The organism is Calothrix sp. 336/3, from assembly GCF_000734895.2.
Taxonomy (GTDB): domain Bacteria; phylum Cyanobacteriota; class Cyanobacteriia; order Cyanobacteriales; family Nostocaceae; genus 336-3.
In genome coordinates this window covers 2697573-2718199 of sequence record NZ_CP011382.1, presented here as the reverse complement: position 1 = coordinate 2718199, position 20627 = coordinate 2697573, and the positions used below count along the sequence as shown (strand labels likewise).

21 protein-coding genes and 1 tRNA gene are annotated in these 20627 nt (G+C 39.8%); 15 read left to right on the top strand and 7 right to left on the bottom strand.

Translation table 11 applies throughout. From position 1 onward, the window contains the following. The first annotated feature begins 34 nt into the window (after positions 1–34). The 12 genes from IJ00_RS11450 to IJ00_RS11395 all read left to right on the top strand — a co-directional run bounded on the left by IJ00_RS11450 (position 35) and on the right by IJ00_RS11395 (position 7722). Positions 35–343 carry a hypothetical protein gene (locus IJ00_RS11450; protein ID WP_035151873.1) on the top strand — a complete coding sequence of 103 codons (309 nt, stop codon included), beginning with the start codon at positions 35–37 and terminating at the stop codon, positions 341–343. Positions 344–412: 69 nt separating this feature from the next. Then, the gene (locus IJ00_RS28965) at positions 413–3001 is read left to right on the top strand and encodes a hypothetical protein (protein WP_035153135.1); all 2589 of its coding nucleotides are present in this window, start codon (positions 413–415) and stop codon (positions 2999–3001) included. Beyond that, entirely contained in the window at positions 3001–3822 is an 822-nt protein-coding gene (locus IJ00_RS11440) for a hypothetical protein (protein WP_035151870.1), read from the top strand. The genes IJ00_RS28965 and IJ00_RS11440 overlap by 1 nt, the downstream gene beginning before the upstream one ends. A 118-nt stretch (positions 3823–3940) precedes the next feature. After that, complete coding sequence (locus tag IJ00_RS11435) at positions 3941–4483, top strand: hypothetical protein (protein WP_035153133.1); 543 nt, start codon at positions 3941–3943, stop codon at positions 4481–4483. Further along, entirely contained in the window at positions 4476–4700 is a 225-nt protein-coding gene (locus tag IJ00_RS11430) for a hypothetical protein (protein ID WP_035153131.1), read from the top strand. Before IJ00_RS11435 ends, IJ00_RS11430 begins: the two co-directional genes overlap by 8 nt. After that, a complete protein-coding gene (locus IJ00_RS11425) occupies positions 4684–5193 on the top strand; it encodes a hypothetical protein (RefSeq protein WP_035153127.1) in 510 nt (169 codons plus the stop codon). Before IJ00_RS11430 ends, IJ00_RS11425 begins: the two co-directional genes overlap by 17 nt. After that, entirely contained in the window at positions 5190–5531 is a 342-nt protein-coding gene (locus tag IJ00_RS11420) for a hypothetical protein (RefSeq protein WP_035153125.1), read from the top strand. Before IJ00_RS11425 ends, IJ00_RS11420 begins: the two co-directional genes overlap by 4 nt. Then, a complete protein-coding gene (locus IJ00_RS11415) occupies positions 5528–5854 on the top strand; it encodes a hypothetical protein (RefSeq protein ID WP_035153122.1) in 327 nt (108 codons plus the stop codon). Before IJ00_RS11420 ends, IJ00_RS11415 begins: the two co-directional genes overlap by 4 nt. Beyond that, the gene (locus IJ00_RS11410) at positions 5854–6171 is read left to right on the top strand and encodes a hypothetical protein (protein WP_035153120.1); all 318 of its coding nucleotides are present in this window, start codon (positions 5854–5856) and stop codon (positions 6169–6171) included. The genes IJ00_RS11415 and IJ00_RS11410 overlap by 1 nt, the downstream gene beginning before the upstream one ends. Beyond that, on the top strand, positions 6172–6891 hold the full coding sequence (locus tag IJ00_RS11405; RefSeq protein ID WP_035153119.1) for a LamG domain-containing protein: 720 nt from the start codon (positions 6172–6174) through the stop codon (positions 6889–6891). 146 nt (positions 6892–7037) lie between these two features. Continuing rightward, on the top strand, positions 7038–7337 hold the full coding sequence (locus tag IJ00_RS11400; RefSeq protein WP_035153116.1) for a hypothetical protein: 300 nt from the start codon (positions 7038–7040) through the stop codon (positions 7335–7337). Next, on the top strand, positions 7327–7722 hold the full coding sequence (locus tag IJ00_RS11395; RefSeq protein WP_035153114.1) for a D-Ala-D-Ala carboxypeptidase family metallohydrolase: 396 nt from the start codon (positions 7327–7329) through the stop codon (positions 7720–7722). The genes IJ00_RS11400 and IJ00_RS11395 overlap by 11 nt, the downstream gene beginning before the upstream one ends. A 796-nt stretch (positions 7723–8518) precedes the next feature. Here the strand turns inward: IJ00_RS11395 and nadC are convergent. Continuing rightward, complete coding sequence (gene nadC, locus IJ00_RS11385) at positions 8519–9385, bottom strand: carboxylating nicotinate-nucleotide diphosphorylase (RefSeq protein ID WP_035158907.1); 867 nt, start codon at positions 9383–9385, stop codon at positions 8519–8521. A gap of 584 nt (positions 9386–9969) precedes the next feature. Between nadC and IJ00_RS11380 the strand changes: the two genes are divergently transcribed. After that, positions 9970–10914, top strand: coding sequence for a hypothetical protein (locus tag IJ00_RS11380; protein ID WP_035153109.1), 945 nt, complete (start codon positions 9970–9972; stop codon positions 10912–10914). A 151-nt stretch (positions 10915–11065) separates the two neighbouring features. On the opposite strand, the gene nadA is transcribed toward IJ00_RS11380, so the two are convergent. Continuing rightward, a complete protein-coding gene (nadA, locus tag IJ00_RS11375; RefSeq protein ID WP_035158903.1) occupies positions 11066–12025 on the bottom strand; it encodes a quinolinate synthase NadA in 960 nt (319 codons plus the stop codon). Positions 12026–12253: 228 nt separating this feature from the next. Here nadA and IJ00_RS11370 point away from each other — a divergent pair, with 228 nt between their 5' ends. Continuing rightward, positions 12254–13213, top strand: coding sequence for a TIGR04168 family protein (locus IJ00_RS11370; protein ID WP_035153106.1), 960 nt, complete (start codon positions 12254–12256; stop codon positions 13211–13213). Between the two features lie 112 nt (positions 13214–13325). Beyond that, a tRNA-Ser gene (locus IJ00_RS11365) sits at positions 13326–13412 on the top strand. A 95-nt stretch (positions 13413–13507) separates the two neighbouring features. Here IJ00_RS11365 and IJ00_RS11360 read toward each other — a convergent pair. The 5 genes from IJ00_RS11360 to IJ00_RS11340 all read right to left on the bottom strand — a co-directional run bounded on the left by IJ00_RS11360 (position 13508) and on the right by IJ00_RS11340 (position 20534). Further along, a complete protein-coding gene (locus tag IJ00_RS11360; protein ID WP_035153103.1) occupies positions 13508–16828 on the bottom strand; it encodes a GAF domain-containing protein in 3321 nt (1106 codons plus the stop codon). Positions 16829–17132: 304 nt separating this feature from the next. Then, positions 17133–18320: a TRC40/GET3/ArsA family transport-energizing ATPase gene (locus IJ00_RS11355; RefSeq protein WP_035153102.1), complete on the bottom strand. Its 1188-nt coding sequence runs from the start codon at positions 18318–18320 to the stop codon at positions 17133–17135. 65 nt (positions 18321–18385) lie between these two features. Then, positions 18386–18763 carry a DUF2358 domain-containing protein gene (locus IJ00_RS11350; RefSeq protein WP_035153099.1) on the bottom strand — a complete coding sequence of 126 codons (378 nt, stop codon included), beginning with the start codon at positions 18761–18763 and terminating at the stop codon, positions 18386–18388. Positions 18764–18883: 120 nt separating this feature from the next. After that, positions 18884–19447 (bottom strand): hypothetical protein, encoded by a 564-nt coding sequence (locus IJ00_RS11345; protein ID WP_035153097.1) that lies wholly within the window; start codon positions 19445–19447, stop codon positions 18884–18886. A 160-nt stretch (positions 19448–19607) separates the two neighbouring features. Then, the gene (locus tag IJ00_RS11340; protein ID WP_035153096.1) at positions 19608–20534 is read right to left on the bottom strand and encodes a phosphodiester glycosidase family protein; all 927 of its coding nucleotides are present in this window, start codon (positions 20532–20534) and stop codon (positions 19608–19610) included. Between the last annotated feature and the right edge of the window lie 93 nt (positions 20535–20627).

Below are 20627 nucleotides of genomic sequence, written 5' to 3'. Positions count from 1 at the left end.
TGATGTAAACAATGTTACACCATTACCTAGATAAATGACAGCATTTAACAAAGATACAGACCTACCCAGTAATATTGATTCCCTCGAAAAACTTGCCTTTTGGGTAGGTAGCGCACTAGCCCAAATAAACTTGACGACCACGGCAATCGAAGCCCCAGGATACACACAGCGTGTCGCACAACATGGGGTGTTTTACGTCGAAGCAGACAACAAATACCGGGCATTAATTCGGATGTCTATCCCTATGAATGTTGAGCATTTAATAGGAGCAAACAACCCATGGACATACGCTATGCCTATAAGTGAAACCGCAATCCCTGCTAGCTTCAAGACTGCCGCATAAATGGAACCGCAACCCCTCAGAGACCCGCTAAATAACCCATTTCAGAATTCGTTCCGTGACCCGTTCCGGATGGATTTTGAGGAACCTAAAAAATCTAAACCAAAGCTTGATTTAAATTTTGATAATCCGGCTCCAAAAACTAAACCTAAGTTGGAATTTCTGAGGGTAGAAAAAGGGGGAGAGTTAGCTCGTCCCCCTATTTCTAATAAGGTTATTGATGAATCATCCCAATCATTTAACAACGCGGTTAGGGAACTTGTAGAGAAGCAAGAAGCCCTAAAAAATGCCTTTGAGCAGAGAAAACAGATAGATGACCTTTACAAGCGGGTTACGGGTTCTGATGCCTTTATCCGAGAGGTTGAAATATTACCCCCGGATGGATTTGACCAGCTAAACAAACCACCCAGAAACATTACCCCACCCAACGAATTAGAAGATATTATCCGGCTACGTCAGGAGCAATTAAACCGGGTAAAATCTCCATCGGTTCAACATCCCCCCTCAACCCCGTCTACAGTAGACCTTGCGCCACCATCCGCAACACCAGGAGCGCGACCTGGTTATAAAACCCAGATAGACCCACTCTTTGACCCTAGCCAGAAAGTACCGGATTTTATTCCCCACACAACACCAAAAAACCCGGTAAAAGTTCAGGTTAAAGAAGTCAAATTTGACCTACCTACACCAGCAAAACCCAAGGGCTTTTTAGCTCCCCCTAGTTCCCCAAAAAATTTCACTCCCACAGGAAAACCGGGTAAATTTGGCAAATTAATTCCTGGTTTGGGAGTAGTTACAACATCCCTAGAATTTGGGATGAGAATTTCTAATGGGCAACCACTAGCAGAAGCAGCAGCTGCAACAGTCATCACCACAACAGGCGGAACCATCGGCGCGACTCTGGGAAGTTTAGCGGGACCCGTCGGAACTTTTGCGGGGTCAATTATTGGCTCAATGATTGGGAGTTATGTTGCTGACGTATTCTTTCCCCCACCAAGCCCCACCGAATCGGCGTTAACCCCAATTCCAGGAAACACCACATACATTGATACAGAAGGGCAACCAAATGGAGCCGCATATTATGCTGACTTCCTAGTTAGTAATATTTTTGGGAGTGAAGTTGTCAGATATGTTTTTTGGTCTCCATTTGCGGGATATCGTTTTGTATCCGAACCATGGGGACAAAGCTTTGACTTATTGAGCAGGGGAAGGACAAACCGAGGAGCCACCCCGGATATTAATTGGGCATCATTCGGGGGAAGTGGACAGGCAAATTATTACACTGAATTCTCATTACTTGACCATGGACCAGTTGAAGGCTCAACCCCTAAACCTGTTTCCCACTCCAGCCCGTCCTCTCGGAGAGATTTCACTCCAACAGGTTCTAGTTATCCTAATCCCAATCCCAACCCTAATCCCAATCCCAACCCTAATCCCAACCCTAATCCCAACCCCAATCCCAACCCTAATCCTAATCCCAATCCCAACCCTAATCCTAATCCCAATCCCAACCCTAATCCTAATCCCAATCCCAACCCTAATCCCAATCCCAACCCCAATCCCAACCCCAATCCCGGTACAACATCCGACCCAGAAAAAGCCCCTAAACAATTCCCACCCGTGTTACCTAGACCCAACGTTTCACCTGGTATCCCGCAATCCCAACCAGAACCCGCCCCCGGTTCTACTTGTGACCCCTGTGGAGCAAGTATTTTCAAGCAGGGAAAAGACACCTTGCAACAATCAAAAGACAATGGCGACAAACTCGACCAGCTAAACGCAATTCTCAACGGTTTAGACCTGGTAGGACTGCAAGAGGTATTGAATCGCCTCGGACCGAAAGTACATCAAAATGGTTTATCTGGTCAAACCCAAGCCTTTTTTGAGGACTACACCAGACGTGTAGGACCTCAAATAATTGGCAAGGGTGGTCAACCAATTGGTTTAACAGACTATACAAAGATGTTTACTAAATGGTTGAAAGTTGACCGATTACTGAATGTATTTACCTGGGTAAATACTCTTCACAATGCATATATGCTGTCATCGAGTATCGGGGATACTCTTTTCGGAGTTGTAGACAATATTGCTAATATCTTTTTTGAAGATTTAGAGGGTGTAGGGTTCAATTCTAGGGAAATTATAGGAGACTTTGTAGATAATATTGCCAAGGGCATATTTGGTGTAGAAACGTGGTCAGGTATGAAAACTACCTGGAAAAAATGGAATAGAATTTATCAGTCAGCAGCTAATGTTGCTAGTAGCGTGAGAAGTATGTTTGATTCTGCCCGTTCAATATCTGAATGGACGGCAGAAAACACCGGGAAAATCGGAAATGCTTTAAAAAGATTCGGTGTAGTAGGTGAAAAAGCTTACAACTGGATGCCAGAGCGTGTAAACGCTCAAAGCAAGTGGCAACAACGGTTAGAGAACCTAGAGGAAGCTGCTTCTGGAATAGAGATGGTAACAAGTGAAATTGTTTCTATCCAAGACAATTTAAATGAGTTAAACGAGCAAAGAAACGAATTTAACAAGAATCTTGAAGACGCTTTACCAAAAGATAGACCAGACAATAAAGCGACTAAACAACGCAAAGATACAGAGAAAGCAGTTAGTGAAGGGAAAGACATTACTGACTCAGACAAGGAGGAAGACGAATAATGCCTTTACCAAATGGATTTAGTGAGTTTGAACACCTTCAAGACTCCATCAGACGCGAACATAATAAAGCAGTTAGAGCTTATTTTAAAAACCAAGCAGACAACGATATATCAACCCCAAAAGCAAGTTTAAAACACGCTTGTTTGATAAAAGATGATGACTCTGGAATTATGATGCAACAGCGTCAATGGTTGTTTGAAGTTGTTGTAGGGAGACTTCAATCGGTGCAACGTCCAGTGTATGGAATTCCTGTGCAAGAATATCAACCTGATCGCAGATTTAAACCACAGGTAAAACTCTATTTTTTGGAACCATGGGATACAGTAACTCACGCTACTAACAAAGTTCCCCAGGCAGAAGGGGAAATTACCTTCCGACTGATGAATGAAACACAAGAAACTATCTCACGAGCCAAAGCCGAACAATTAGCAAGGGCTATAAAACAAGAAATAGCCACTCCCGCTTTAATTTGGGAAAAAGGATGGTTCAAGGCGACATACCAAGATTTAGAGCGCGGTTATGATTTGCGATTATTCGTAAAAAATAAAGCTGAGGGGGAGCGTGTAGTCAGGAAGGTTTTGAGCATCCAGAATCACACTTTTGACCGTGATAATTTTCAATTTGTAGAACATGACCGCACCTATTCAACTAATCCAGGAACTCACCGTGTCTATGGAAGACAGGTAAACAAACCAATTCGTAGAAGACGTGTAGATGTAAGGTTCAGGTATGCTCAACTTCTCATTTGGGGTCAGCATCACCCTGTAAATTTAGTCGCGTTTGGTAGCACACGTTTACGTAGTGTTATTGAGCGAGTATAAGTGTAACTACTGATAGGTTGTACAAACATTTACCGGACTAGTTAACTCATTCGCCAGCAAAAATTGGTGAAACACCTGCTATAAAAGGGGATGAAGGCTAAGTATAGAAGAAACGATTATGGGAAGACGTAAATCAGTACGTGAGTTAGAGAAACAGCTTGAGTATGCAAGAAATAGGGCAGCGTATAAAGCCCCTGATAGAGAGGATGGAACAGCGTCACAGCGTAGACCGAAGTTATCTCTTGCTTACAAACCCATGGCGATCGCTGCGGGAGAAGGCGCTAAAAAATACCGGGTTCAGGCTTCCAAGGTATCCGTAGAATTTTTTACCCAGACCGCGTTAAATTTAGTCGATGCTACAGCAGAAGACCCATTACCCAGAGGCGCACAACCAGCAAAAGCTCACGCGACTGTTGCTGATGCAAGTCCAGAAGTAATCCGAGCAGTCGGAAGCAAGCGCCCATACATCCACTATGGGAAGGGGACAAGAGGAAGTAAATCCCAGTACAGTCACACTGCACCTTTCTCAATCCAATCCGTTGCAGCAATGGACACCGAAATTAAAACGCTTTTTAACTCGGTAAAAAGTAAGCTGGGTGGGGCTTATGGTCGAGTTTGGTACAGTCCTGAGAAATTTGTAATTACTGGTAGCGGTGAGTAATCTTTTCTTTCCTACTCCCGGTCTCTGGTATCCTGGGCAGTCGGAAAAGGAATGGGAAGAAGAAGTAGACCTAATGATACTTCGAGCTAATGCCACTGATGCTTTTTCCCGTGGGGAAGTGGACGCTGATTGGTTCCTGAATTTTTTACACGAATTAGGAACCGATGTTTTTACAGCTGCGGAAGGGTGGGCATTGACCGATGAGCTTATCATTTAACCCTTCCGAATTGGGGTCATGGGAGTTGGTCTACTCAGCTAGACTCACAAACCAGAACCCCGATCAACCTGTCGGCGTAAGGATTCCCTACATTGACCCGGTAGAAGTTCCACTGATTCCGACTAGCAGAATTTTCCTTGTAGGCACGTTTTCCAGGGAAGCCCGCCCCTCATGGTATCGGGCTGGATACCTGACTCAGGAAATCATCGGCGTTCCCATTAGTGATGAGGTTGTTTTTGAAGGGCTACCCGGAACCCCTGATACTGCCATTGACGGGAATAGTCGAATTATTGGATTAAACAGAATTCAGTTAGTTATCTTCCCCAAGTATTCGAGCAACTTTAGATTGAGGTTTGATGCTGTAGCATGGCTGAAATCCCTGACTCTTAGTATTTGGGAGTATCGCGGGGAAGAGTTTGATACTACTGAGGAATTAATCCAAGCAGCTAGAGCAAAACTAGAAACAATTGAAGCGAAAATAGATAATTTATGAATTTAACCTATCAGGCACTAGCAGATAAATTACCACCTGGTGCAGTTGAGTTTGTGGGGAATAACCAGCTTAAACTCAACCTATCCCAATTGACCGGGGATACTTTAACCACCGAAAGTTCATTGATTGAGGGCATCGTTAAATTGATGCAATCTCTGGCAACCCTTACAAACTCGGTCAATGATGCCAGAGGGGATGCTAATCCACCCTTACCCCCTATTACTTTTTGCTCACAAGATTTAGTAGGAACCCCAGACCAACCAGAATTTGAATTTACGGTGCGAGTCGCTGTAAATACTGCCCAATTCGTAAACAATTTGATTGACCCGACTGAATGATTAATAACCCTGGTGCAATTCTTCCAGAGTCTTCCGACTCTGGTTTTATTAAGTGCAATAATGACGAAATTGCCATCCCTAAGAATACCCCTGTTACCGTCTTAAACGGCAATGGAAAGCGCACTTACTCGGCTTTTATTAATAATTCTCTATCAGACATTACGCTGGTTTTAGAAGACAAAAGCAAAGCAGCGATTAATAAGGGGATTGTCCTTAAGCCCAACGGCAGTTTTGAGATTACTTCCATCAATCTTTATAAGGGGAAAGTGTCCGTTATCTCTGCACAAAATTCTAGATTATCGTTTGTGGAGTGTTCTGAATAATGCCTATATCTAATCCTTCCCCAACTTTTTCTAATACAGAGACTGTATCAAATCAAGCCCAACAAATCAGCAACTCTCTATCAACAACAGCATCCGTTTTAGTAGCAAGTAATAGTAATAGAAAAGGGTTAACCTTTTTTAATTCCAGTGACAAAACGATATATGTTGATTTTTCAAATTCTGTTACGACCAGTGACTATGCGTTTAAACTAGCACCCGACGCTTATTACGAAATGCCACAACCTATTTACACAGGAGCATTCCATGCGATTTTATCAACGGGAACGGCATCAATAGAAGTTAGGGAATTTAGTTAGATGCCTATTAGTAATTTACAGAAGTCAGAAAATATAAATACCCCGACTATTGTAAATAGTGGCTTGCAGCTTGAGTATAGATTTACTGAAACAACTATTACCGATTATTCAGGGAATAATAGGACGGGACAATCAGGTAATAGTTCTGCTATTGATTCTCAAGATGTTACCCCTATTGATTGGTTAAATGTTGGGGTTGATTTTATTGATGATAATTATATTGCTTGTCCCTCTGGGATTTATTTCCCCGGAGCTTTCACCGTCGAGACTTGCCTATTTTTACGAGACTACGCTGCATGGGCAAGAATTTTTGATTTTGGCAACGGACAAGCTAACGAGAATGTTCTCCTGAGTTCATCTAATAATGGGAGTGGGAGACTACACCTAGATATTATTGCTAATGGTCAATTTAGTAGTCCTGTGGTGGCTCCATTCTCAACCAAATTATTAGAATGGGTTTATATTTGTGTCAGCTTTTCATCGGGAACAGGAAAAATTTATATAAATAATTCCCTACAAGCAAGAGGAAATTTACTAACACCAAGCAACCTTACAAGGAATAACAATTTCTTGGGGCGGTCTAATTGGAATGGTGAGGCGTATTTAAATGGTTGCTTGTCATTATTTAGAATCTACAACAGGGAATTAAGTAACACCGAACGAACAGATAACTTTAAACAATCCCGTCTATGGTTAGCAGACAAAGGAATAATTTTATAAGCAATTATCCTCTGATTAGACATATTAGAAAAAATACAATTTAATCAATATTTCTTCATAACAGAGGGAATAAAATTAAAATGGCGCGAACCCGAACACAGGAAGGGTTAGCGCCATAATGTTAAGCACTTTAATCAATTAGTATTATGTCACAGATACGTATTATTGCTGAATATCTTCAGCTTTTCTTAGGGGTAGTAACCTTCATAGGAATTGTCTATCAATTCGCTAAGATTGAACACAAGATATATTTAGCTATAGACAAGAATCGGGACGACCTGTGGGAACGTTGCACAGTCATAGAAAACAAATTGGCGCTACATATTGTCGAATGCGATACCCGCGCCAAAACAGATAAATATTCAATTAAATACTTAGTTGTCAGGCTACAAAACCTAGAAGAAAAAGTAGATTTAATGTTAGGAGAATCAAACAATGCGGATTAATTTAAATTCTGCCATCATTCCAGATGGAAATTTTTACTGGCATGAAGCGACTAGAAACGGGGAACGGATGCCTGAATCTCTAGACGTAGAACGGAACATCATCAAAATTGCTCAGGCACTGGAAGAAGTACGGGAATTTCTAGGGAATAAACCTATGAGAATCCACAGTTGGTATAGACCACCCAGGATTAATCGTGCTGTGGGTGGGGCGAGTCACTCACGGCACATACTCGGTGATGCTGTGGATTTTTCTATACCAGGTGAAAACCCACTGGCTATTTATGACAAGCTGGACGAATGGTGGGGGAATCGTGGGGGCTTGGGGAAATCATCCACATTCACTCACATAGACCTACGCGGAACACGTAGCCGTTGGACGTACTAAGGCTACAATAAGCTAACCGTTATTGCTACGGGATGAGGTAGATTGAAACGACGGGCGATCGCACTGGATGGAGTGAGGGCGATCGCTTTTTTGTTGAGTTAAAACTATGAGAGCAAGTCAAATGACCTTGAATTACCCCGAACTCGCGCTATGGAATAATTTTCTGTAGCGTATTTATTTAATTTTCCGGGGTAATTATGGAATTTGAGGATATTCACAACAAATGGAATAACGGGATAACGGTTCCTATCCGTGTCCCTAGAATTTTGGCTAAACGAGTTATCAGGTATGCCAGAGCTATTGACTGCGACACCCTTCCAAGCACCAAGCAATATATTGATGAGTTTATAGAAACCAAACGGATAAAGGCGGTTCCGAAGTCTGACAGGGGATTTTATGCCTTTATGAGGTCAAAGGAATGGCAAATTTTTAATGAATTTCACCACTGGGTTAGATGGCGAGAGTCTTCTGAGAGGAAAGAATTTTAAAGTTGCTATAGGGACAATTATTTTTTAATTGGCAGTATAAAAAGTGACTCTTCTTGCTTAGATTTCATCAATGGAAATATTCTTTTTAATCAAAAACTAGGCAAGAGAAAAACAAAAAACCCTAGATGATTCGTCCTTCATGCGTTTTAAAAAAATGTCCTCAGGACTCTTAATCCGCTGGTTCTGGGTTCGAGTCCCAGGTCACCCACTTGAATAGCGGAAAATTTACTTGACAACATTACTAAACAGTAACAATATTATCCAACTCACCTCCATACTTTAATCTCTGTACTTCTTTTCTCAGAAGTTTAGCGAATTTTCATACTCAAATCTAACCAAGACGACTGTGTGACTGGGGCACTACTGGAGATATAGTTAACCCCTGTCTCTGCTACCGCTCTAATTGTCTCCAAATTCACGTTACCTGAAGCTTCTATTTTGACTCGATTATCCTGTTGGCGAATTAAAGCCACGGCTTCTCGCATCATATCAGGTGGCATATTATCCAACATGATAATATCTGCATGATTTTTCAATGCCTCTTGCACCTGCTCAATAGTTTCAGTCTCTACTTCTATTGATAGTGTGTAAGGGATACGCGATCGCACCCTCGATATTGCTTCCGTAATCCCTCCAGCAGCAGTAATATGATTATCCTTAATCATCACTGCATCATCCAAACCCATACGATGGTTGATCGCACCCCCTACCTGGGTTGCATACTTCTCCAAAATTCTCAAACCAGGGGTAGTTTTACGTGTATCTACAAACTGAGTTGGTAAATCTGCAATTTTATCTACATATTTACGAGTCAAAGTCGCGATTCCACTTAATCTCATAGCTAAATTCAGTGCCACTCGCTCTCCTGTTAGTAGGGTTGCTAAGGAACCTGTAATTTTTGCGATGACTTGCCCTTTTTCACAGACTTCACCCTCATTAATCAGGGATATACACCTTATCTCGGGATTTAATAACTCAAATACTCTGAATGCAACTGGTAAACCTGCTATTACTCCAGGAGCTTTGGCGATCCATTCTGCCTCCCCTGCAATTTCATCTGTATATATAAGAGATTGGGTTGTGCGATCGCCCCTACCGATATCTTCCTGCAACCAGTTTTGCAGTAGAGGGTTTAGTAAAATAGACGGAGGTAGTACAAAATTATTAAGTGTCATCACCAGAGAAAGCTGGAAATAGGTAGTATCAGCTGATATGGAACAATTCTCCACTAAAAGCAGGGCTCTGCAAATAGCGTTCACTGGAACTGTAGGAAATTCTTCAGAATAGCCAGAGTCAAATTCCTGTTGAGATAATCTCTTCACATTACATCTAGGGCATAAATGAGGCGATCGCTCTACAAACATCCATAAGTAAAAAGATTCTCAACCTCCAAACACCCTTTCAGCCTCAGCAAATCCTGAGATTTTTGACTCTTGTAATCATAGGGATAGACAAAATCAAAATCCTTCAACAGCCGAAACCCTTTCCATACAAGCTTTTTAAATAAAAAATTCCATAAAGCCACAAAAATCTCCTTTAGTTTTCTGAAGGGGATTTTTGCTATTTGTTGTTTAAATTTTTTTATTCAACTGCAAACCTTGATGAATGTAGTTGAGGTTTTGGATTCAATATGGCGGGATAGTAGATTTACTCATACAATTTATTTGTATGCTGATGTTTTATAAAACACAAAGCATTGGCTAGTTTATACTTTGTATAAATATACTTAACTAAAAAAGCGATCGCCAAATCCCACATGATGCTAGACCGAATCAATGATATTGCTTGGCAAGCACACCAGGGTAGTGTTGCCGCGATAATTCAAGTATTAAATGAAAAGTTAGCGAGTTCTGGAGTTAGAACTCGTGCAATGTTTGATGATGGTATATTACAGTTACTATGTGAAGCTCAAACACCAGATAAACTAGAACAATCAAGTTTGGTTGGTAAAGTCAAAGAAATTTTAGAAACGATTGCACCTCGTAATATTCATAAAGTGAATATCAATAGTCGTATTGTTCGAGAAGAACAATTACTTTGGTTGGAGGAAATTAATCGAAACTCGGAAAATCAATTATTGTGGTCAGAGGAAATTAATTTAGCAAAACAGAATGTTTTGCACTTACTAGTAAATGATTTCAGCGACCATAAAGCAGAATCAGATAAAATACATTTTCGTTCAAAACCTTCTGCTTCTAAGGTAATAGTGAACACTCAGCAATATCCTCAAAAACGATGGGGTGTGAGTACTAAAACTCAGCGATCGCCATTTTTACTATGGTTCCTGAGTGTAGGTGTGTTCTCCTTGGGGATAGTTGGTGCTATATATCTCTTGCAAAATCATCAAAATAAGCAATTTACCTCAGAAAAATCATTAAATACAGTGATTTTAGGAGATAAAAAAATTGATGAATCCAAAACACCTGAAAATAAGCCTTATTTACTGAAACAAAAGGAAGAAGAAACATTCCTGGCTGCGGTACGCAGCGCCAACCAAGCAGATTCTATGGGTAAAAAGGCAAAAACATCAGCCCAGTGGCTAGACGTGGCAGCAAGGTGGCAAAGAGCTTCTGATTTAATGTCTCAAGTCCCACAAAGTTATAGTCGCTATCAAGAAGCGATGATCCGTACTAAGCTGTACAAGCAATATAGTCAAGCAGCACAGAAGGAAGCAGAGAAGAATAATTCTAAAACCTTTAATTGATTTTTTAGAGAGAAGCATTTCTTATCTTCCCATCTCACCTTAATAGATAAGTTTGCTTCCATGAGCTAATTGATAAAATTACTTCTTTCCTTCATTCCTCAGTTGCAGTAACTAATATCCTAAATCTAGTTTAAAAACAACTACTTCCTAGCTAAACGCTCATCTCCAGCATTCTTTGAATAGGACGTAAAGCCGCGACTCTTATCTCCTCATCCATTTGAATTTCTGGCGCACAATTTTTCATTGATAAATATAACTTTTCCAAAGTATTCAAGCGCATAAACGGACATTCATTGCAATTACAATTATTTGTTGGAGGGGCTGGAATAAACTGTTTTCCTGCTGCGGCTTTTTGCATTTGATGAATTATGCCTGGTTCTGTTGCCACAATAAATGTACTGCTATGACTTTGTTGACAATATTTCAGCAAAGCTGCGGTAGAACCAATATAATCGGCATGACGCAAAATAGATTCTTCACACTCTGGATGGGCAATGATTTCTGCTTGGGGATGATGTATTTGTAATTGCACCAGTTTCTTTTCCGAGAAAGTTTCATGGACAATACAACTGCCTTGCCATAAAACCATTTTTCTGCCAGTTTGCTCCATAACATAACGTCCTAAGTTCTTGTCTGGAGCAAAAATTATTGGCTGTTCTTCAGGTATCTGTTGAATAATTTTGACCGCATTAGAACTAGTGCAAATGATATCACTCATTGCCTTAACCTCGGCAGAGCAATTAATATAGGACACTACCAAATGGTCAGGATAACTAGCTTTAAAAGCTGCAAATTCCTGGGGTGGGCAAGTATCAGCTAGAGAGCAACCAGCATTTAAATCTGGCAGTAGGACTAATTTATCAGGATTAAGAATTTTTGCGGTTTCTGCCATGAAGTGAACACCAGCAAAAACAATTACATCTGCATTCGTATTTGCCGCAGTTCTTGCCAATTGTAGAGAGTCACCAATAAAGTCTGCAATATCTTGGATATCAGGTTCTTGATAATAATGTGCCAAGATAACGGCGTTGAGTTCTTTTTTCAGATTGGCGATCGCTGCAAATAAATCCAATGGGGTTTTTTCGCGCTGAGTAAGTGCAGTTGTAAACACAGTTTGGGTTTGACTCAATGAATGTTGCAAATCACCAAAAAATCCGACTGTTGCACGCAGCTTCCCTTCTCCTCCTGCCTGCGTTCTAGAGGAATTTCAGTGGTCTGGTTATGCATAGCAGCAAGATTGCTGGTCTTGTAGAAATAATTATAGTACTTTTTACCAAAAACAACAGAAAATTTAATTCATAAACCAACAAAGTTATGTCAAAATCCTTAGGAGTTGCCTATGCTGGAAACAAAGGGCAAGGAAAGTGGCATGACCAGTCAGACAACTCAGTTAACTAAAATCAAAATTGCTGTCGTGGGAGATGTTCACGACCAATGGGAAAATGAAGATGCTATGGCGCTGAAAGCATTAGGCGTGGATTTAGTATTGTTTGTAGGGGATTTTGGTAATGAATCCGTGGAGGTTGTAAGAGCGATCGCCTCCTTAGATATTCCGAAAGCAGCCGTTATGGGTAATCATGATGCGTGGTACACTGCCACAGAATGGGGACGAAAAAAATGTCCCTATGACCGCAACCAGGAAGACTGGGTACAACAACAATTAGAATTACTAGGGGATGCCCACGTTAGCTACGGTAAACGTGATTTCCCTAATTTTGGCTTTACAGTAGTCGGAGGTCGTCCCTTTAGTTGGGGAGGTCCGGAATGGAAGTTTGCTGATATCTGCAAAGAACGCTACGGAATTACTGATTTGGAAGAATCCGCAGCGAAAATATTTGCAGCAACCAAGAATGCCGAATTTCCAACTATTATTTTTCTTGGTCATAATGGTCCATCTGGGTTAGGCGATCGCCCGGAAGACCCCTGTGGTAAAGATTGGCACCCTATCGGTGGAGATTTTGGAGACCCAGACCTAGCAGAGGCAATTTCTTTGACACTCACTACGGGAAAACAAGTACCTTTAGTGACTTTTGGGCATATGCACCATACTCTACGTCATACAAAAAAAGAAATTCGCAAGCGAGTCTTTAAAAGTCCAGAGGGAACAGTCTACTTAAATGCAGCTAGTGTGCCTCGCATCCTAGAAAAAAATGGCGAAAAAATCCGAACATTTTTCTTGGTAGAAATGACGGAAAACCAGGTATCACAAGTATTACAGGTTTGGGTAGGAAATAATAGCCGCATCACATCTACAGAAATTTTGTATGAACAAGCCCTTTCTGTTGCACGATTGGCATAGGGGTGAGTTATAATCTATAACTGGTCAGCCACTATAACCTTGGAGTATATTCGGGGAGGAAGTGGCGGTCAGTTGGATAGGTGAATATCCTAAAATCATCTATCAGTGATGAGGAGAGGTGGCAGAGTGGTCGAATGCGCTCGACTTGAAATCGAGTGTGGCAGAGATGTCACCGTGGGTTCAAATCCCACCCTCTCCGTTTTTACAAACAGTATATTGATGACAATCCGTATAGCAATACAGTCTACTGATGTATGAAAATAGTTGAACTTGTCAGTAAACCATCAAACTCCATCAACCTTTATTAGTACAAGGTGTGAGTAAAGGAATTTCAATCCAGAAATCTGTACCTTTTCCAGGTTGAGATTTACATTGAAACACTCCACCATGTTTCTCCACGACAATTTGATAGCTGATAGATAATCCTAAACCAGTTCCCTTACCAACCTGCTTAGTGGTAAAGAAAGGGTCAAAGATACGGGAAATGATATTTTCGGGAATTCCCGCTCCATTATCACTAATTTGAATAATGACATTTTTTCTAGGATTATCGCTCGCAGTATTTTGCGGGCTTAAACTGGTAGTAATGACAATTTTACTGTGGTGATGTTCACTTTCAGGTAATGAATCTTGATATGCTTCTAAAGCATCAATAGCATTACTAATAACGTTCATAAATACCTGGTTCAGTTGTCCAGCATAACATTCAACTAAAGGTAATTGCCCATAATTTTTGATGATTTCAATTGAAGAACTATCAGGTTTAGATTTAATTCGATGCTTCAGAATCAGTAATGTGCTGTCAATACCCTCATGAATATCTACAGCTTTCATTTCTGCTTCATCTAAGCGCGAAAAGTTTCTTAAGGATAGAACAATATGACGAATGCGTTCAGTCCCAACCTTCATCGAAGAAAGCATTTTGGGTAAATCTTCAATGATAAATTCTAAATCGATTGTATCTGCACGTTCAATAATTTCCTCACTCGTATGAGAACATTGTTGCTGATATAAATCAAGCATCCCCAGCAAATCCTCTGTATATTGGGTAGCATGATTGATATTGCCATAGATAAAATTCACAGGATTATTAATTTCATGGGCAATACCTGCTACAAGTTGCCCTAGAGAAGACATTTTTTCATTTTGAATTAACTTAGTTTGCATCTGCTGCAAATCTTGCAGTGTTTGAGCAACTTGCTCTGCTTGCAGCTGACTTTGTGCTAATAAATCGCCTTGTTCCAAAGCAACTGATAGTTGTGTTGCTATCTGGGTAGCAAATTGAATTTCTGATTCTAGCCATTGTCGGGGTTGTCCACATTCGTGAATACAAAGTAATCCCCATAACTGCTCACCTTTCATGATAGGAGCAATAATACTGGCATAAACTGCAAATCTCTCTAAGATAGCAATGTGACAGTCCTGAAAACCTGCTTTGTAAATATCATGGGTTACACATACTCGCCCAATACTATATTTTTGGGCATAGTTTTCACCAAAACAATGGTCTTTTATCTTTGCTGCTAAAGCAGATGGAAAATCCAAAGAGACATCTTCAGCAATAAATTCACCGTAATTATATGCTGCTGCCGGGTCGAAGCGAAAAACAGCAACCCTATCTGTATCCAGTGCTTTACGAACCTCTTGAGACATGGTGTTGAAAATCTGCTCTAGATCCAAAGATGTTCGCATTTTGGCAACTACATCAAAGAGTATACGTTGCTGTTCATTTGCCTGTTCAATTTCTAAGGTTTTCTGTTGAGTTTGTTTCAGTAAATCTGCTTGTTCGATCGCCACAGATAATTGAGTTGCAATTTGGCTGACAAAATTGATTTCTGTCTCTTCCCAAATGCGAGGACGATCGCACTGGTGAATACATAGTAGTCCCCAAAGCTCATCTCCTTCTGTTAGAGGTATAATCAGGTTTGCCCTTACCTGGAGTTTTTCCAGCATTTTGACGTGACAATCCGTTAAACCTGCATTGTAGATGTCAGCGATCGCCCTAACTTTTCCTTGTTTCCCTAACTCTAAATACTTTTGCTTAAAACAGTTATCTTGAATTTTCAGAGCGATCGCGGATACATACTCCGGTAGTACATCCTCAGCAACAATTTCCCCTGCATCTAGCTCTGATTCCGGAATAAAGCGATAAACCACCACCCGATCAGCACTCAAAAATTGACGTAACTCACTAGCTGTTGCTAAAAAAATACTGTCTAAATCCAGAGACTGGCGAATTTTCACAACGATTTCAAACAGTAATCTTTGCTGTTCTACAGCTAGTTGCAATTCTTGGGTACGCTCTTTGACTTGTGTTTCCAGGTTACTATTTAACTGATGTACCTGTTGATACAACTCATACTGTTGAATCGCCGAAGCAAATTGCTTACCGACTTCTATCGCTAATTCCTGCTCTGTTTGTGTCCAACAACGAGCCACATTTTTTTTCGATTCTCGCCAAATATCGAAGGATAGACGAGGATATAGCTGTCTTTGATCAGTATCATACTGACCTGCCCAAAGAGTTTCTGTATCAATTTCATCTCTGAAAATAGTGAGATAACCTAGTAACTGTTGGCGGTATTCCAGAGGAATTATGAGGATACTACGAATTCCAGTATCTTGAAAACAAGGTAGTAAGTTGCGTAATTCTGAGTGTTGCTGAATATCCGTAATTGCCCAAATATCATAGTTGCCAGATTGATAATGCTCTTGCCAACAGTGATATTGCTCGATAATTTTGTGCTGACTCAGTTGTGGTACTACAGGTTGTTTTCCATAGGTATAAACTTGAATCTGCTCTCCACCTCTTAAGCAGTCTCCCAAGCTTTTGATACAATTACTTTCTATCTCAAAAGCCTGATTACGGATGCACAATCTCCCTCCAGAACCATTTAATTCTTGAATCACAGCTTCTAGAGCTGGTTGAAAATTAATAGTAGGTAGGGAATGAAGTAATCTCGATATCTGATTAATCACCCCTTCTCGTGCAGCTTTTTCCTTAGTTTGGGTGAATAGAGAGCTTTGAGCAATGGCGATCGCTAACTGATCTACTACCATTTGTATGGCTGCAAGTTCACTCTCTACAACTGTCCTAGCTTCCGCATGATGGGATACTAGCAATCCCCAGAGTCGATTCTGATGAAGTATTGGTACTGTGGTTGTAGATTTAACCCCCATGGTTGTTAAATATTCCACATGACAAGGGTCAATACTGCGATAGCGTATATTCTCTGATACTACTTCTCCAGTATCTAGATGGTGTACCACACTATGCCCCATTTGGTTTGTTTCTACATTCGCAACAGAGCGTACCTTCGCTTTTACAAATAATTCCCGTGCATCAGGTGGAATATCATCAGCAGGAAAATTTAGACCTAGTAGAGATGGAAATCTATCCTGGTTAATGGACTCAGCAATAACTTGACCACTATCATCAGCATGAAACTTATATATCATTACCCGGTCTGTCCCTAGGAAAGAGCGCACTTCTGTTACAGTTGTGTTCAGAATCTCTTGCAGTTCTAAAGACAAACGAATCCTGTTGGTGATTTTCCGGATTAAATCTTCTTGATTGACACCAGTAGGCGATTCATGTTCCTGTGATAGGGTCATTGCTATAGTTCCAACAAATATAAGCTATATAAATTCTTCCATTTATAAAATATTCTGAATTTCTTTATATATATTTGTCGTCAGTAAAAGTACCGACAGAAATATTTTTAACGAATCAGAAAACCACCATCTAATCAAGTTTTGATTCAGAGAGAATTGAATTGATAATTTTGTTTTAAAGATAGGAATGTAAATTTTATATATCTATACTTAAATGATTTACACAAACTTAATAGCAAATTTTGCTAAAAAACCTCAACTTAGTTAAATAAGCTGAGGTGAAGATTGACCAATTAATACTTAATTAAGCCTTAACAGCTTCAGAAAAACGGATTTTTAAATAATCATCTTCCATTTTTGCTCCAGAAGTCTGTAGAGCCGCAAGAGCTTGCGGTAAAACTAAATTACGGCGATGATTCCCAATCGTAATATTCAACTCATCACCCGTTTTACTGAGTTGAATTTGATTTTTAGGAATCCCTGGTAAATACAACTCTAAACTGTATTGATTCTTATCCTGAACGACTCTCATTGTCGTTTCCTTATAATAAACCTGGGTAGGGTCTTCATCTTGATAAAGTGTCTCTTTCAGGCGTTCCAAGGCAGCTAAACCACACATTTCCTCAGAAAATAACGGAACTTCCTTCACAGGTAAAGGGAGGAAATTATCGTGAATTTCTTGACGATAATGTTGTTGATTTTCTTTCCAACGCTGAAAGAAAGCATCTTGTACTTCCTGGGGAAGAATGCGATTGGCAATCACTAAATCCGTGGCGACATTGTATAAACTCAAATAAGCATGGGCACGAAGTGATTCTTTAATCACCATCTTCTCAGGGTTTGTCACTAAGCGTACCGAAGTTTGAGTATTATCTGTGAGAACTTTTTCCAAAGCTTCAATTTGTTCGTAAAACTCATAGGGTGCATCCATCACTTCCTTGTCAGGTAAGGAAAAACCCGCAATCGGTTTAAACAATGGCTCCACCAAAGGACGCAAAGCAACAGAGATATTTTGAAATGGCTTATAAAAACGTCGCATATACCAGCCACTGACCTCTGGTAAACTCAGCAATCGTAAAGCTGTACCCGTTGGTGCAGAATCAATAATCAAAACGTCATACTCACCCTCGTCATAGTGACGTTTCATCCTCACCAAACCGAAAATCTCATCCATCCCTGGTAGGATTGCCAATTCTTCCGCTTGTACCCCATCTAAACCTCGCGCTTGCAAAACCTGGGTAATATAGCGTTTAACTGCACCCCAGTTTGCCTCCAATTCTAATAACGCATCAAGTTCTGCACCCCACAAGTTGGGACGAATTTGCTGTGGTGCGTGTCCTAATTCCAGGTCAAAGCTATCTGCTAAAGAGTGAGCTGGATCTGTACTTAAAACCAAGGTACGATAACCGAGTTCTGCACAACGGAGTCCGGTAGCAGCAGCAACGGAAGTTTTACCTACACCGCCCTTCCCTGTCATTAAAATTACACGCATTGGTGATTTTTTCCTGCCTGAGTTTTGATTTACATTTATTTACATTATCGACTGTTTACTAGGATTTAGCGCGAGAAATGCTGTTTCACCACATCTAGACGGGAAATATGCCAATAGTCAATGTGGGAATTAATTAACCCTTGGGAGTTGAGACGGAGTTCACTCCATCCAGGAATAGAAATACGTGGTTGCCAAGGAAGGGGTGTAGTCCAACTTAAAGTCCATTCGGTTTTGATGGTATCCTCAATTTTTTGAATCCCGTGTAAATCTAATTGGGGATTGGAAAACCAAGTTTGTATAAATTGAATCATTTGCTGATAACGTTTAATGCCTCGAAATTTATTCATAGGGTCTTGGAAATATACGTCATCAGCATAGATATCATAGGTTTGATTGAGAGGAAATTGTTTGTAGTCCGCTCTTAAGATTTCAATGATATTCATATAATGGTAATGAATTTATTTCAAAATTTAGTAACAATAAAAGAATGAAATTCTGCCCTAGCAATCTCTATATTAAATATCCAGAAGGGATAATCTATAGAGTGATGGGTCTTAACTAAATTATAAATTATCCCACAAACTTTGTAATTGATATTTCCATGCTGCGAGAGTATTGTCTCTTTCCGTAGCAGTTTGATTTATTTCTCCCATCAATCCCTCAGCGTAAAATCTTTCCAGGGTTTGCATAGTAGCTTCTAGGGATTGACCTTGTTGTTTGGCTGCAATGATAATTTGGCGGATACGATTCTCAATAAAGCGACGAAAGACATTATCTAGACCAATTTGATGCAGAGAAATGAGACGGGCGATCGCCTCTCGTAAATCTTCAATTGTAAGGCTTTGGCAACTGTGTTGAAATACTCCCCAAATCACATCTTGATACAGAGCATACCGCACCTCTTGGGTGTCATCAAAATTTGCTTCTAAAAATTGCTCTAAGAATGGTTGCCCTTGTGATTTTGGAACAATAGGTATTAATATTCTCAGCCAAGTATTATCATCTGAAAGTAAAATCAATAAGCGATAATTTTCTGTTTCTATTTGCCAAGAGTTAGTAGCAACAGTTTCAACTATTTCTACACTGAATAATTCTGTGAGAGTATTTATAATTTCCGAAGAATTCATTGATGTTAGGGATAATTGCAATATTGTGGACAAACTAAATCATAAATTATAATTCATGACAAAGATAGACCAAAAATCCTCTTAGTCATAAAATTATCTATACTCAACTGAAATTACATAATTTTGCGTAAAATTATGAACCTGTCACCAATGAGATAATCTATTTTTTATAAATTAAAAATACAGAGCCAATTGCTCCAGGATTTTCCACATAGATTTTTTGATTGTAATATAGTCCTGGGGATTGTCCTCCATCAAATAACATTCCCTCTTGAATTTTGCCTAAACAGTTTTTCACAGCTATTCCTTCTAAAACATCATCAAACTTGTCTGGTAATAATTCTTGGTTTAATGGCGATATGGTGACAAGAGATTGAGCTTTCACATCATTAACTAGAAATATGACATAGTTTTTATCAGTAATTGCGACTAAAGAACGATTAATCACCTGTTGACAGGCAAATTCACCTAAATCATCACAAATATTCTTAAATTTGCCATTTTTGTAAAATCTGCCGTTGCCGCCAACTAAATTATAATTGAGATAATTTTCTGCACGTTTACCAGTTTGAATAGTTGCGACTCTAGTTGTAAATTTGCCTCCAGAAATACCAAAAGAAGACCTTTTATTTTTAAAATCTCCAGAATATTCAATTCCACGGGATATATTTAGCCCTTGAGGTTTATTTTCTGGGTCTATATAATCCGCATTGATAGCAGCAAAAGGTAGCTTACCATTTAATTTTGCATTTTCATCACTAATGATTTGCGAAAATGTTTTCGGAATATATTCTTTTTTAATTTTTCCTTGGTTATCTTGGTGATATATCTGATGTGCTAAACCAACATTGACCTTAAAATCTAATTCTGGTGATTTGGGATTAAAAATAATCACATGGTTAATTCCAGCTTCATCCGGTTCACCTTGATTATTAGTTTTTAAAAATGTCATACTGAATTGCTGATTTTCACCTAAGCACTGAGACCTAGGATTTTGCTTGACATCTGAAGAAATTTCACTACATCCGAATAAACAAAAAATTCCATAGCTGCAAATAGAAAGTATCAATAATTTTAAGAAGTGCATAACCACGCCAGAAGATGAATTGCAAAGCAAAAATCCTGCCATAGGATTCTGATAGCAGGATTGTAATTCAGGATAATTAAATTAAAGTGCCAA

What these genes read in the sequence shown, in the direction of transcription:
- IJ00_RS11350 (WP_035153099.1), bottom strand. Translation starts at nt 18,763, where the DNA reads ATGAATATCATTGAAATCTTAAGAGCGGACTACAAACAATTTCCTCTC.
- nadC (WP_035158907.1), bottom strand. Translation starts at nt 9,385, where the DNA reads ATGACACTTAATAATTTTGTACTACCTCCGTCTATTTTACTAAACCCT.
- IJ00_RS11360 (WP_035153103.1), bottom strand. Translation starts at nt 16,828, where the DNA reads ATGACCCTATCACAGGAACATGAATCGCCTACTGGTGTCAATCAAGAA.
- IJ00_RS11450 (WP_035151873.1), top strand. Translation starts at nt 35, where the DNA reads ATGACAGCATTTAACAAAGATACAGACCTACCCAGTAATATTGATTCC.
- IJ00_RS11400 (WP_035153116.1), top strand. Translation starts at nt 7,038, where the DNA reads ATGTCACAGATACGTATTATTGCTGAATATCTTCAGCTTTTCTTAGGG.
- IJ00_RS11435 (WP_035153133.1), top strand. Translation starts at nt 3,941, where the DNA reads ATGGGAAGACGTAAATCAGTACGTGAGTTAGAGAAACAGCTTGAGTAT.
- IJ00_RS28965 (WP_035153135.1), top strand. Translation starts at nt 413, where the DNA reads ATGGATTTTGAGGAACCTAAAAAATCTAAACCAAAGCTTGATTTAAAT.
- IJ00_RS11340 (WP_035153096.1), bottom strand. Translation starts at nt 20,534, where the DNA reads ATGCACTTCTTAAAATTATTGATACTTTCTATTTGCAGCTATGGAATT.
- IJ00_RS11415 (WP_035153122.1), top strand. Translation starts at nt 5,528, where the DNA reads ATGATTAATAACCCTGGTGCAATTCTTCCAGAGTCTTCCGACTCTGGT.
- IJ00_RS11395 (WP_035153114.1), top strand. Translation starts at nt 7,327, where the DNA reads ATGCGGATTAATTTAAATTCTGCCATCATTCCAGATGGAAATTTTTAC.
- IJ00_RS11440 (WP_035151870.1), top strand. Translation starts at nt 3,001, where the DNA reads ATGCCTTTACCAAATGGATTTAGTGAGTTTGAACACCTTCAAGACTCC.
- IJ00_RS11405 (WP_035153119.1), top strand. Translation starts at nt 6,172, where the DNA reads ATGCCTATTAGTAATTTACAGAAGTCAGAAAATATAAATACCCCGACT.
- IJ00_RS11425 (WP_035153127.1), top strand. Translation starts at nt 4,684, where the DNA reads ATGAGCTTATCATTTAACCCTTCCGAATTGGGGTCATGGGAGTTGGTC.
- IJ00_RS11345 (WP_035153097.1), bottom strand. Translation starts at nt 19,447, where the DNA reads ATGAATTCTTCGGAAATTATAAATACTCTCACAGAATTATTCAGTGTA.
- IJ00_RS11370 (WP_035153106.1), top strand. Translation starts at nt 12,254, where the DNA reads ATGCTGGAAACAAAGGGCAAGGAAAGTGGCATGACCAGTCAGACAACT.
- IJ00_RS11420 (WP_035153125.1), top strand. Translation starts at nt 5,190, where the DNA reads ATGAATTTAACCTATCAGGCACTAGCAGATAAATTACCACCTGGTGCA.
- IJ00_RS11380 (WP_035153109.1), top strand. Translation starts at nt 9,970, where the DNA reads ATGCTAGACCGAATCAATGATATTGCTTGGCAAGCACACCAGGGTAGT.
- IJ00_RS11355 (WP_035153102.1), bottom strand. Translation starts at nt 18,320, where the DNA reads ATGCGTGTAATTTTAATGACAGGGAAGGGCGGTGTAGGTAAAACTTCC.
- IJ00_RS11410 (WP_035153120.1), top strand. Translation starts at nt 5,854, where the DNA reads ATGCCTATATCTAATCCTTCCCCAACTTTTTCTAATACAGAGACTGTA.